General features: G+C 69.2%; 8 protein-coding genes. 1 reads left to right on the top strand and 7 read right to left on the bottom strand.

Annotation, left to right across the window (positions count from 1 at the left end; translation table 11 throughout):
* Positions 1–48: 48 nt before the first annotated feature.
* The 5 genes from GPY60_RS12925 to GPY60_RS12905 form a co-directional block, all read right to left on the bottom strand.
* Positions 49–645 carry a rhodanese-like domain-containing protein gene (locus GPY60_RS12925; protein ID WP_156688072.1) on the bottom strand — a complete coding sequence of 199 codons (597 nt, stop codon included), beginning with the start codon at positions 643–645 and terminating at the stop codon, positions 49–51.
* A gap of 61 nt (positions 646–706) precedes the next feature.
* On the bottom strand, positions 707–2,062 hold the full coding sequence (locus GPY60_RS12920; protein ID WP_156688071.1) for an MBL fold metallo-hydrolase: 1,356 nt from the start codon (positions 2,060–2,062) through the stop codon (positions 707–709).
* A 20-nt stretch (positions 2,063–2,082) separates the two neighbouring features.
* Complete coding sequence (locus GPY60_RS12915) at positions 2,083–3,147, bottom strand: sulfite oxidase (protein ID WP_156688124.1); 1,065 nt, start codon at positions 3,145–3,147, stop codon at positions 2,083–2,085.
* A gap of 221 nt (positions 3,148–3,368) precedes the next feature.
* Positions 3,369–3,653 (bottom strand): hypothetical protein, encoded by a 285-nt coding sequence (locus GPY60_RS12910; RefSeq protein ID WP_231639632.1) that lies wholly within the window; start codon positions 3,651–3,653, stop codon positions 3,369–3,371.
* 103 nt (positions 3,654–3,756) lie between these two features.
* Positions 3,757–7,905, bottom strand: coding sequence for a bifunctional nitrate reductase/sulfite reductase flavoprotein subunit alpha (locus tag GPY60_RS12905; RefSeq protein WP_156688070.1), 4,149 nt, complete (start codon positions 7,903–7,905; stop codon positions 3,757–3,759).
* A 305-nt stretch (positions 7,906–8,210) separates the two neighbouring features.
* On the opposite strand from GPY60_RS12905, the gene GPY60_RS12900 reads away from it, so the two are divergent.
* Positions 8,211–8,675 carry an LppP/LprE family lipoprotein gene (locus tag GPY60_RS12900; RefSeq protein WP_156688122.1) on the top strand — a complete coding sequence of 155 codons (465 nt, stop codon included), beginning with the start codon at positions 8,211–8,213 and terminating at the stop codon, positions 8,673–8,675.
* Positions 8,676–8,775: 100 nt separating this feature from the next.
* Here GPY60_RS12900 and GPY60_RS12895 read toward each other — a convergent pair whose 3' ends face one another.
* Positions 8,776–10,716 carry an acyl-CoA dehydrogenase family protein gene (locus GPY60_RS12895; RefSeq protein WP_156688069.1) on the bottom strand — a complete coding sequence of 647 codons (1,941 nt, stop codon included), beginning with the start codon at positions 10,714–10,716 and terminating at the stop codon, positions 8,776–8,778.
* A gap of 124 nt (positions 10,717–10,840) precedes the next feature.
* Positions 10,841–12,880, bottom strand: a 2,040-nt coding sequence (locus GPY60_RS12890; protein WP_231639631.1) for an ABC transporter permease, incomplete at its 5' end; no start/stop codon positions are given.

Raw genomic sequence — 12,880 nt, 5'->3', positions numbered from 1 at the left:
CCGATGGCGGTGAACGGATCCTGAAGAGCTTTTGAAGCGGATTGTCCCCTAGGGAGAACTCGTCGCGAGCTGGGACAGGATCTGTTCGGGGTCGGGTGTCGCGGCCCGGTTGTAGGGCAGCTTGGACAGGCCGGTCGCCATGGCGCAGGTATCGCTCACGGCCGCATAGGTGAGCCCGGCGCCGATAGCGGCGGCCAGCCATTTGAGTCGCGGAACGGCCACGCTGCCGAGGACCGACGACAGCACAACCGATCCTGCGACGAGGCGCACTTGGCGTTCCAGGTCCCAGCGCTGCGCCCCACGGTCGAGCGCGAAACCCCGACCCTCCCAATCGAGGATGCCGCTTTGCAGGACGCGCCCGCCACGCAGTCCCGCGTTCCGCAACGAGGTCTGGGCCTTGGCCGACCGTTGTCCGGACCGGCACACCAGCACGACGTCGTCGTCCTCGAGGCGAGCGGCCACCTCGGCGGTGCGCTTGTCCAGCACGTCCAGCGGCACGTTGAACGACCCGGGGATGTGGGCGGTTTCGAATTCGGCGGGGGTCCGCACATCCACGACGCGTGGGGTGCCCGACGATTCGTCCGACGATTCGAGCAATGCGCGAAGCTCGATCGACGTGATCGCGTCGGCGGTCGGTGCGCTCATGGTTCCTCCGTTCTCTTGTCGTCTGTGATACCCGGGCCGGCCGCCGTCGCGGAGCTTTCGCTCAGCGTGAATTCGAGGTGAGGTCCAGCTTTTCGGCGTTGGCGAAGTCGTCGTCGACGAGCACGACGCGGCGATGGTGGCGGTCGAGCATGCCGGCCGCCACGGATGCGCGGTAGCCGCTGGCGCAGTGGACCCACAGCTCGCGGTCCTCGGGGAGCCGGCCGATCCGCTCGGGCAGGTCGTGCAGCGCGACGTTGACCGCGCCGCGGACGTGACCGCTTTCGTATTCGCCCGACTGGCGGACGTCGAGCACCACGACGTGGTCGCTGTCGAGTACGTCGGCGAGGTCCTCGAACGGCCGCACCGGGTAGCTGCGCAACCGCTCCCCGGCGGCCAGCGTGCCGATGTCCCCGGTTGCGGTGCCCGTCAGGTTGTCGACGCCGATGCGGGCGAGTTCGCGCTGGGCGTCGGCCACCTGCCGGGTGTCGTCCCCGATCAGCGTCAGCGGTGCGCCCCACCGGTAGAGCCAGCCGAGGTAGTTGACGAAGGAGTCGGAGAGTTCGAATCCGTAGGTTCCCGCAAGGTGCCCGGCCGCGAACGCCGTTCGCTTGCGCAGGTCGACCACCCACTCGCCGGCGTCGATTCGCCCGCGTAGCGCACGCGGGTCGACCGGTTGCGGCGGGGAGAGGTCCGGCGCGTGCGGGCCGGACCTGTTGATCACGCCCATGTGGGCGTAGTAGGCGGGATAGGCGGCGAGGTTGGCCAGGAGGTCGTCGACGTAGTGCTGCTCGTCCTGGGTCAGCGCCGGGTTCTTCCGCCGCTCGTCGCCGATGGTGGAGGCGTCACCGTCGGCCGGCGTCGCCGAACAGAAGCTGCCGAATCCGTGGGTGGGGTAGACCGCCGCCGCTTCGGGAAGTTCCCCGGCGAGGCGCCGAACCGAATGCCATTGCAGCCGGGCCAGTTCGGCGGTGTGCTCGTCGGCCACGAGGTCGGTTCTGCCGGTGCTGCCGAAGAGCATCGATCCGCCGGTGAACACGCCGACGGTCTCGCCGGAATCGTCCTTCAGCGCGTAGCTGACGTGGTGATGCGTGTGTCCGGGCGTGAGGAGGACCTCCAGATGGACGCCCCCGCTGTCGATCCGATCACCGTCTTCCACCTGGCGGCAGGCGAACTCGACGGGCTCGCCTGCGGGGACGACGTATTCGGCTCCGAGCGCCCGAGACAGTGCGAGGCCCCCGGTCACGTAGTCATTGTGGATGTGCGTTTCCAGCACATGGGTGACCCGCAGACCACTCACCAACTTGAGCACCCGGTCGATGTCACGCTGCACATCGATGGCGATGGCCACGGAGCCGTCGCTCACGAGGTAGCTGCGATCGCCCAACCCCGACGTTTCGATGACCGACACATCAACCACTTGCTCCCCGGACCTTTCGCTCAGCGCGCCGCAACCGTGACCGACGCCCACGAGTTGTTCGCATAGCCGTTCGGATTCCACAGCGAGGCAGCCGATTCCGGCTGACTGGCGCCGGTGCTGTCCCACGCCCGCGCCGTGATGGTGAGCGGCCCCGGTTCGACCTCCGCCGTCAACGACCAGAATTGCCAGGCCCACGGGCCGAGGTCTCGTCCGAGAATCGCCTGCCGCCAGTTCTCGCCGCGATCGAGTGACACGTCCACGCGCGTGATTCGGCGGTCGTCGCCCGCGAACGCGTAACCGCTGATCGTCAGGGGGCCGGCCGCAACGCTGCGCCCGTCGTCGGGCTCGAGGATCTCGCAGTTCAACGCGACCGACGTCAGCGGGAAGCCGGTGTGCGGCTCGGCGGTGTCGGGATCGACGTCGGCGGGGAGGATGTGGTACGCGGTGCTCTGAAAGTAGTTGTCCGAGGGGGAGTCCTGCACCCTGATGTCGGTCACCCACTTGACGCTGCGTGCGCCGATGTAGCCGGGCACCACCACCCGCACGGGCGCGCCGTGCGGCCGGGCAAGTGGCCGCGAGTTCATCTGCCAGCTCAGCAGCACCTCGTCCGACAGGGCCTTGTCCAGCGGTATGGAGCCGCCGTACGGCTGTGGCGGGGTGGCGAGTTTGGAGCGGTCGGGGGCGCAGAAGGCGACGTGCAGCCCGTCGCGGGGCCGCACTCCCGCCGCGGTCAACACGTCGGCGAGCCGCACCCCGTGCCACTCGGCGGTTGAGGTCGCTCCCGGGCCCCACGGATCTTCGCCGACGATCGGGCGGACGTCGTTGAAGCCCGCCCGACGATTGCCCGCGCACTGCAGCGTGGCCACCACGGTGTGCGTGGGAAATCTGGTGGTGAGGTCCTCGAAGCTCAGCACCAGGGGGTGGTCGACGAGGCCGCCGACCGTCAGCCGCCAGTCGTCGGCGGCGATGTCGGGTATTGGCCCGTGGTTTCGGGCGTAGAAAGTGTCGACCGGGGTGATGTCGGCCACCGCCAACGCGGACCGGGGTGCTTCGGCATTGAACGGCGACGACTCGTGCACAATCATGTCGCCGCGTTTGCCCCAGTCCGACTCGGTCACCGATCCAATCTAATGGCCCGCAAACCGCCCCGCGCCGTGCGGCCGCGGGGGTCGACCAGCGGGATTGACAAATGACTCGGAGAGTATTGCGAGGTCGTGCGGTAGCGGGGCCGATCAACGGCGCCGTTTGGACGGCCCCGGCCTACGCATGGCGGCAAACGCCGCTCGTGGCGAAACGTTCCGGGGAATTAAACCGCGGTGATTCCTTCTGCTGCGGAGCGCCGTCCGTCGTGGGCGGCGAGCTCACACGCGCATCGCGGCGCGCCGTTGCGCGACCAGCGCCACTGTCGGGTGCCGGGCCTGCGCGTCAGGTACTGCATGTAGACCTTGTCGAGCTGTTGCTGGGAGAAGACCAGGTCCAGGTTCACCGGCAGCCCGGCCCAGTCGACCCGGTCGGCCTGGTCGCTGTCCTCTGCGAGCCGCCGCTGGCACCGCAGCGGGCACACGTCGGGACCGCCACGCTCCCTCGTCACGCCTACTTCCCTCCTCGGCTGCGGAGTGACCCTTAGGCGTATCGTGCGCCGGGCATGTTTCCGCGGCGGATGCGTGACGTTTCCGCCTTATTACGAGTGGCCTTTAGTAGACGTCGCGGTGGTAGCGCTTGTCGACGCTCAGCGACCGCACGTAGGCCTCCGCCGCCTCCGGTTCGAGGTTGCCGTGCTCGGCCGCGATCTCGCACAGGGTGCGGTCGACGTCCTTGGCCATCGGGTCGGCGTTGCCGCAGACGTACAGGTGCGCGCCGTCCTGCAGCCACCGCCACAGCTCGGCACCCCGGTTGCGCATCAGGTGCTGAACGTAGACCTTGTGACGCTGGTCCCGGGAGAACGCGAGATCGAGTTCGGTGAGCAACCCGTCGGCGTGCATCTGTTCGATCTCGTCGCGGTAGTAGTAGTCGGTGGCGGCGTGCTGTTCGCCGAAGAACAGCCAGTTCGGACCGGTGTGGCCGAGCGCGCGTCGTTCCTGCAGGAAGCCGCGGAAGGGGGCGATACCGGTGCCCGGACCGATCATGATCATGCCGGTGTCGGGATCTCCCGGCGGACGGAAATTGCTCGACGTCTGCACGTAGACGGCGATCCGGTCGCCGGGGGAGCGGGCGGCGAGATAGTTGGAGCACACCCCGCGCCGCGGCACCCCGCGGAAGTCGTAGCGCACCGGCGAGACGGTCAGGTGCACCTGCCCCGGGTACTCCTTGGGGCTCGACGAGATCGAATACAGCCGCGGCTGAAGGCGTTTGAGAACCCGCACCCACTCGTGCGCCGACGCCGAAACCGGCCGTTGCGCGAGCAGGTCGATGGCCTGGCGCCCCCACGCCCAATTGTCCAGCCGCGCCTTGTTCTCCGGCTTCAGCAGCTCCGCGAGCGTGGGGTCGCCGGTGCGCTCCTGGACGAACCGCACCAGGTCCCGGCTGATGTGGGCGATCTCGATTCGCTCCGTTAGTGCGGAGCGCAGCGACATCAGGCCGTGCTCGCCGACCTCGACCGGGGTCTGGCCGTCCAGTCCGGTCACGGCCAGCCATTCGTCGACCAACTGGTCGCTGTTGCGTGGCCACACCCCGAGCGCGTCGCCGGCCTCGTAGGTCGCGCTGGCTTCGGGTAGGCCGAACACCAACTGCCGCACGTCCTTCGCCGACTTCGGATGGCTGAGCGTGACGTTACGGACGAGGCCGGTGATCAACGGATTCTTCTTGGAGTAACCCCGCTGCGTCGAGGACAAAACCGGCTGCCGTGGCGCGGCATGCGCTCGAGCGGGCGCCAACGCGTCGATCACCCGGTCGAGCCAGCCGGCGGCGGCGTCCTCGTAGTCGGGTTCGCAGTCGACACGGTCGACGAGGCGGGTCGCCCCCAGTTCGGCGAGGCGGTGGTCGAGCTTGCGGCCATGACCGCAGAAGTCGTCGTAGTTCGAATCGCCGAGTGCGAGAACGGAATACCGCGTGTCGGTGAGACGTGGCGCCCCGTCGGCCGTCAGCGCCCGCCACAGCGCGGCGCCATTGTCGGGCGGCTCGCCGTCGCCGGTCGTGCTGGTGACGAGGAGCAGGTCGCGCACCGTGGCGAGCTTCGCCGCGTCGAAGTCGTCCATGCCGTGCAACGCCACCGGCAGACCGGCCTCCCCCAGTCGCGCGGCCACGTTGGCGGCCAGCTCTTCGGCGGTGCCGGTCTGCGATGCCCAGAGCACCACGATCGGGTTCTGTTGTGCGGCGGATCGTTCCGTCGTCCGCTCGGGCTCTCTCGCGGTGGTCGGGGGCGCGTCGCTGCGCGCGAACATCCCAGCGAGCAGACCGTCCACCCACAGCCTGGTGGCCGGGTCGAAGGGGGCGCTCGGCGGCAGGGTGGGCACCCCGGCCGCGCGGCGGCCCGCCTCCGAACGCAGCCCGGTCACCAGGCCCGCGAGGTACGCGCGGCCGCGCGGTTCCAATTGCGGCGCGGGTTCGTCGGCGACGCCCAGGAGTTCGGCCAGGGCATCGACCCTGGCGAGGCCGATCGGGTCGGAGGCGTCCGCGGTGGGCTCGTTCGCCGGCTCGGTTCGGGCGGCGGCGACCTTGGTGAGGGTGACCGCGCAGGCCTTGAACTCCAGTTGGTACGACACGGGGTCGGCGGCATCGTTGGTGACGGCGTTGATCGACAGGTATTCGCCGAACACGTCGTTCCAGTGGAACGGCGCGAAGCAGTCGCCGGGCCGCACCCGGTCGGTGACGACGGCGGGGAGCACGGCTCGGCCGCGGCGGGAGGCGATCTCGACCCGGTCGCCCGCCGCGACATTCAGCCGCGCGGCGTCGTCGGGGTGAATCTCGACGAACGGTCCGGGGTTCAGCTTGTTGAGTTTGGCCACCTTGCCGGTCTTGGTCATCGTGTGCCATTGGTGCGGCAGGCGACCGGTGTTGAGCACGAACGGGAAGTCGTCGTCCGGCATCTCCTGGGGCGGAAGATGCGGGCGGGGGAAGAAGGCCGCGCGGCCGGTGGGCGTCGGGAAGGCCAGCCGGGGCACGTGCCCGTCCTCGCGGACCAGTTGGGTCTGGCTGACGCCGTCGTTGAGATACCGGGTCGGGTTGCGGTCACCGGCGTTCGGGGGGCAGGGCCACTGCAGGGGCGACCGACGCAACCGGTCGTAACTCGCTCCGCGCAGGTCGTAGCCCGTGGCGGGGTTCGAGAACCGCTTGATCTCCTCGAACACCTGCTCCGCGGAGTCGTAGCTGAACGCGTCCGAATACCCCATGGCACAGGCGATCCTGGCGATGAGTTGCCAGTCCGGCAGCGCCTGGCCGGGGGGCGCGACCGCCGGCTGGAAGAGGGTCAGGTCGCGCTCGGAGTTGACCATCACCCCTTCGGCCTCGGTCCACAGGGCGGCCGGCAGCAGCACGTCGGCGTACTCGTTGGTCTCTGTCTCGGCGAAGGCGTCCTGGGTGATGACGAACTCGGCGCCTTCGAGGCCCTCGGCCACCGTTCTGCGGTTGGCCACCGTGGCAACGGGATTGGTGCACACGATCCAGGACGCCTTGATCCGTCCGTCGGCCAGCCGGGCGAACATGTCGACGGTGCCGTCGATGAGGTCGGTGCGCACCGAGCCGCGGGGGAGCCCCCACTGGTCCTCGACGAATGCGCGGTCCTCGGCGCGGGTCACCGAGCGCTGACCGGGCAGACCCGGCCCCATGTAACCCATTTCGCGGCCGCCCATCGCGTTGGGCTGGCCGGTCAGCGAGAACGGCCCGCTGCCCGGTTTGCAGATCGCGCCGGTGGCCAGGTGCAGGTTGCAGATCGCGTTGGTGTTCCAGGTGCCGTGAGTGCTCTGGTTGAGTCCCATTGTCCAGCAGCTCATCCAGTTGCCGGCCTCACCGATCCAGCGTGCGGCCGTGCGGATGTCGTCGGCGGGGATGCCGGTGATCGCGCTGACGCTGTCGGGCGTGTACTGCTCGACGAAGCCGGGCATCGCCTCCCAGCCCTCGGTGAACTCCGCGATGAATTCGTCGTCGGTGTGGCCATTTTCGACGATCTGGTGCAGCAGGCCGTTCATCAGCGCGAGGTCGGTGCCGGGCGCGATCTGCAGGAACAGGTCGGCCTTCTCCGCGGTCGCGGTGCGGCGCGGGTCGACGACGATCAGTTTGGCGCCCGCCTTGACGCGATCCATCATGCGCAGGAACAGGATCGGGTGGCAGTCGGCGAGATTCGAGCCGATGACGAAGAAGACGTCGGCGTGGTCGAAGTCCTCGTAGGATCCGGGCGGGCCGTCCGCGCCCAGCGACAGCTTGTAGCCGGAACCCGCGCTGGCCATGCACAGTCGCGAATTCGCCTCGATCTGGTTGGTGCCGACGAAGCCCTTGGTGAGCTTGTTGGCCAGGTACTGGGCCTCGATCGACATCTGCCCCGACACGTACATGGCGAAGGCGTCGGGGCCGTGTTCGTCGACGATGGCGCGCAATCGCCGCCCGCACTGGGCGATCGCCTCGTCGATGTCGACGGGCCGGAGCGGTTCGCCGCGGTCGGCGCGCGCATGAGCCGACTCGACCCTGCCCGGGGCGGCGAGCATGTCGGCGGTGGTCGCGCCCTTGGTGCACAGGCGGCCGAAGTTGGCCGGGTGTTGCTTGTTGCCAACGGACTTCGCGATGTGACGGCGCCCGCTTCGGGGGTCGGTTGTGACCTGGAGCACCATGCCGCAGCCGACGCCGCAGTATGCGCAGGTGGTGCTCACGGCGTCCACCGATGCCCCACGCGCTGCTGGCGTCCTGGCCGGCATGGACTCCCCGCCCACGGCTGTCGTTCCCTCCCTCGGATGCATCGTCCCCGCCGATTCTGCGGCAACGATGTTGCGCACCAAGGTCGCGATGTTTCCGCCTATTTACGGCGACCTCTCAATGGGGGCGCCATGACGGTGATGTCACAGGAAGCGGTCCGGCGGTCGGCTGTGTCGGCCCAGCTCAGGCCCATCTCGGGCCTTCGCCGGCGCGTCGCCGGGCGCCGCGGTCGCAACGGGATCTTTGACGAAACAGGGGGAACATTCACAGTCTTCGTTAAGCTCACCGCGTGCGCCGGGCGATCGCAATGTTGATGCTGTTGCTGGTCTCCGGTTGCGGCGACAAGCAGCATGCACCCCCGGCCGCCCCGCCCGACAAGTGCAAGGATTCCGACGGCCCGACGCCCGACACCGTGCGGCAGGCGATCGGCTCGGTGCCCGTGACGGTCCCCGGCTCGATGTGGGTGGAGATCGCGCGGGGACACACCAGGAACTGCCGCCTGTACTGGGTGCAGATCATTCCGACCATCGCCAGCGAATCGACGCCCCAGCAGCTGCTGTTCTTCGACCACAATCGCACGCTCGGAACGCCGACAACCGAGCCGAAGCCGTACATCACCGTGCTGCCGCCCGCCGACGACACGGTCACGGTGTTGTACCGGTGGCAGGTCGGCAGCGATCAGCCGTGCTGTCCGACCGGCAACGGCTCGGTGAAATTCACGATCGGGCCGGACGGGAAGCTGCAGGCGCTGGGCAAGATTCCGCACCAATAGGCCCGCGAATCGACTGTGCGCTCGAGGCTTTGAGGGTGCGCCCGCGTTCACACCCAACGCCCGACGTGCACCGGCACGCGGAAACCCTTGCGCGCCAGCGCTATACGGGCAGGTTCTCCGGGTGCAGCATCTCGGCGTAACGCAGCGGCTCGGGCACCCCGAACCCGTCGACGAGCGTCTCGGCGTGCGGGCGCAGCGCCCGGCACCGGTCGTTGATGCCCCGGGTGACCGCCTTGGCCCGCTCGGTGGACAGATACCGGTGCTCGATGTACCACGCCTTGTCGTCCTCGATCACAGACAGCGCATACAGGTCGCACAGGATCCCGAGCAACTCGCGGGCCTCCTCGTCGGGGCACGCGTCGATCCCGGCGACGAACGCCTCGAGCACCACCCGGTCGATGTGCGCGGACGCGGCGTGCAACACGTGGTCCTGCACCGAGTTGAACGCGTCGAAGGCCGACATCTCTTTGGATTTCGACTGCAGCCGGCGCGCCACCGAGGCCAGCAGGTACTCCTCGCGGTCCTCGAACATCTTGATCTGGGTCCCGCGGTTGAACAGGCTGCCCTCCTCCTCGCTGTCCTGCCGGGAGTCGACGATCGTCTGGATGATCGCTTCGGCCGCAGTGCGTTTGACGACGCGCTCGCTGACGGTGCTGGCCGCGAAGCGCACCCACTCGACGGGGCTCATGCTGCGAATGTCGTCGCGGTAGGCGGTCAGCAACTCCTTGGCGACCAGCTGTGTCAGCACGTGGTTGTCGCCCTCGAACGTGGTGAAGACGTCGGTGTCGCCCCGCAACCCGATCAGCCGGTTCTCGGCCATGTATCCGGCGCCGCCGCAGGCCTCCCGGGCCTCCTGGATGGCGCGGGACGCATGCCAGGTGTTGGCCGCCTTGAGGCCCGCGGCACGCGACTCCAGCTCCCGCTGCTCCTCGGCGTCGGGCGCGTCCGCGGTCTGGATGTCGTGGCACTTGCTCACCAGCTCGTTCTGCGCGAACTGCAGCGCGTAGGACTTGGCGATCAAGGGGAACAGCCGGCGCTGGTGCACCAGGTAGTCCATGATGATCACCTCGCCGTCGTCGTCGGGCGCGCTGAACTGCTTGCGCTGCAACGCATACCGGGTGGCGATGTCGAGCGCGACGCGCGCGGCGGCGCCCGCGCTGCCCCCCACGGTGATCCGGCCCCGGACCAGGGTGCCGAGCATGGTGAAGAACCGGCGGTTCGGGTTGTCGATCGGCGAACTGTACGTCCCGTCCTCGGCGACGTCACCGTACTTGTTCAGCAGGTTGACCCGCGGCACCCGGACGTGGTCGAACACGATGCGGCCGTTGTCCACGCCGGGCAGGCCGCCCTTGTATTCGCAGTCCGACGTCGTCACCCCGGGCAGGTCGTTGCCGTCCTCGTCGCGGATGGGCACCATGAAGCAGTGCACGCCGTGGTTGACCGGCTCGCCGTTCTCGGTGGTGATGAGTTGCGCGAATACCGCTGCCATTGTGGCGGTTTCGGCCGCCCCGCCGATGTAGTCCTTGCGGGCGGTCGGTGTGGGGGAGTCGATGACGAATTCCTGCGTGTCGGGGTGGTAGGTGGCGGTCGTCTCCAGCGACTGCACGTCGCTGCCATGGCCGGTTTCGGTCATCGCGAAGCACCCGCGCAGCTCGAGGCTGATGATGTCCTTCACGTAGGCCTCGTGGTGCCGCTCGGTGCCCAGGTTCTCGACGGCCCCGCCGAACAGGCCCCACTGAACGCCCGCCTTCACCATCAGCGACAGGTCCGACATCGCGAGCATCTCGATCATCGTGATCGCCGCGCCGATGTCGCCGGTGCCGCCGTGCTCCTTGCGGAAGTTGTCGGCGGCGGCGCCGAACGCGGCCATGATCCGCATCTGCTCGGCGACCTTGGTGCGGGCGATCACCGTGTTGGGGGTGTAGTGGGGGCGAAAAAGATCTTCGGTCATCGTCGCCCGCAGCTGGTTTCTGACGTCACGCCAACGCCCGTCCAACGCGTTGCGCAAATGTTCGGCAGTGGTTCTCGTCTCAGGCGCCATAGCTTTGAAGTTAACCCGCCGCTGGCGTCACGGAAACAACCCCGGCCAAAGTCGGTCCGCCGAACGTGCATTCAATGCGAGTTCGCAACCGAATTGTCGCGCTCAGTGCACGCTCGGCGCTCCCTCACTCGCCCGGATCGCCCGGTTGCTGCCGGGTGCCGCTGGACACGTTCTCGCGTCGGGGCGGCCGCAACCGGTACAGCGCCACACCGGCGGCGAGCCCGCCGAAGAGCAACAGCATGATCATGTCGAACACCCACCAGCCGCTGTAGTGCGCCCACATCTCGGCGTTGGCGGCCAACGGGTCGACCCGGCGCAGGTCGACGGTGGACGCCGACGCGGCGAAGCCCCACTGCGCCGGCACGAACCACGAGATCTGCTGAAAGCCCCACTTGCTCACCAGCGGGATCAGGCTGCCGTCGAACAACACCGACGCCAGGATCACGGGCACCAGCAGAGGCACCACCTCCCGCAGCGACCTCCCCAGCGTCGACAGCGCCAGCCCCACGATCGCCGACACGATGGCCGTCACGGCCACGGCCACGTAGAGCTCGACGGTGGCGTTACCGAGCAACACCGCGCCGTGCACGGGTCCGCCCTTGACCGCGACCACGACCGTGAACACGATGGCCGTCAGGATCGCCGCGGCCACGCTGAACACCAGAACCTTGGCCGCCAGATAGGCGGGCGCCGACAGGCCGAGGGCTTGCTCGCGCCGGAACACCCGGCGCTCGGCGACCACGACGCGGATGGTGAGCGCGGTCCCCAGCAGCACCGCCGCGATGTTGAGGGCGGCCAGGATCTCGACCGCTTCGTGCGGGTTGTCGCTGCTCGACGTCGGTCGATCCAGGCCCGAGTCGCCGGGAATCAGCACCACCAGCGCCCCGAGCACGAACGGCAGGACCGCCCAGAACAGGAAGTACACCCGGTCGACGAACAGCAGGCGGATCTGGCGGCGTGTCAGCATTCGGATCTGCCGCTTCGCCGGGAGCTGCGCGGGCGGCGGCCAGGGCTCGGCGACCTCGGGCGGCGCGGCCGGTTCCTCGAGCCCGCTTCGGTAGGCGCGATGCGCGGCCCCGGGATCGGCGCTCACCCGGGCGAGAACGTCGGACCAATCGGAGGTGCCCAGTGCGGACTCGACCTGCTGCGGCGCGCCGAGGAACCCGAGGCTGCCCGCGCCGGTCAACACCATGACCTGGTCGCACAAGTCGAGGTTGCTCGGCGACGGGTGCGACGACATCGTCACCACGACGACGCAGCCGAGGTCGGCCTGCCGCCGCAGGATTGCCATCACATGGTTTTCCTGGGCCTCGTCCATGCCCGCGCCCGGCTCGTCGACCACCAGCAGCGTCGGTCGGGTGACGAGCTCGACCGCCATCGAGACGCACCGGCGCACGTCGGGCGGGAGTTTGGCGATCCGGGTGGCGCGATGCTCGGTGAGGTCGAGCTCCTCGAGCACCTGGTCGGCCACGCGGCCGCGGTGCTCCGACGAGGTGTCGGGCGGCAGCCTGAGTTCGGCGGCGTAGCCCAGGGCCCGCTCGACGGTGAGCCGCGGATGGAGGCACTCGTCGCGCGTCACGATCCCGATCCGCGCGCGCATGGACTCCGGCTCGGCGTGGACGTCGTGGCCGTCGACGGTGACGACCCCCGAGCTCGGTCGCCGGGTCCCGGCCAGCAGCGCCAGCAGCGCCGAATTGCGGGGCGCCGACGGGCCGACGACCGCGGCCAGCGTCGCCGGGCGCGCCGTGAAGGAGATGCCGCTGAGCATCTCGTGTCCGTCGACAACCAGCCCCAGCTGGTGGGCGGCCACCCCGATGGTCCGCGCGTCCGCCCGCAGCGGCAGGCGGTAGGTGGAACTGCCCTCCTCGGTGCGGGCCGCCGGTCGGGGCACGCGAATCTTCCGGGTGACCATTCGCTCGATCAGGCCGCGGCCCGCCGGCTGCTCGGCGGCTTCGAGCGGTTCCGCGGCTGCCGGTACCGGCGTGGCCGGCGGCTGCGGTGGCGGCGGCGATGAATCCGGTTCGGGCGCAACGGTATCCGACCGCGCCGGCTCGGTGGGCCGCTCGGTCGGGCGCGGCGGGGCGATCCGGATGTGCTGGGTGTCCCGCTCGGTCGGGGCGCGCAGGTCGGGCCCGCCGGGCGGGTGCGGTCGATCCGGTTGCGC

It is taken from the genome of Mycobacterium sp. Marseille-P9652 (assembly GCF_902652685.1).
In the GTDB taxonomy this organism is placed as follows: domain Bacteria; phylum Actinomycetota; class Actinomycetes; order Mycobacteriales; family Mycobacteriaceae; genus Mycobacterium.
This window is presented reverse-complemented; position numbering and strand designations above follow the sequence as displayed.

Excerpts from the sequence above, each read along its gene's own strand:
- GPY60_RS12925 (WP_156688072.1), bottom strand. The coding sequence starts at position 645 with ATGAGCGCACCGACCGCCGACGCGATCACGTCGATCGAGCTTCGCGCA.
- GPY60_RS12915 (WP_156688124.1), bottom strand. The coding sequence starts at position 3,147 with ATGATTGTGCACGAGTCGTCGCCGTTCAATGCCGAAGCACCCCGGTCC.
- GPY60_RS12905 (WP_156688070.1), bottom strand. The coding sequence starts at position 7,905 with ATGCCGGCCAGGACGCCAGCAGCGCGTGGGGCATCGGTGGACGCCGTG.
- GPY60_RS12900 (WP_156688122.1), top strand. The coding sequence starts at position 8,211 with ATGTTGATGCTGTTGCTGGTCTCCGGTTGCGGCGACAAGCAGCATGCA.
- GPY60_RS12895 (WP_156688069.1), bottom strand. The coding sequence starts at position 10,716 with ATGGCGCCTGAGACGAGAACCACTGCCGAACATTTGCGCAACGCGTTG.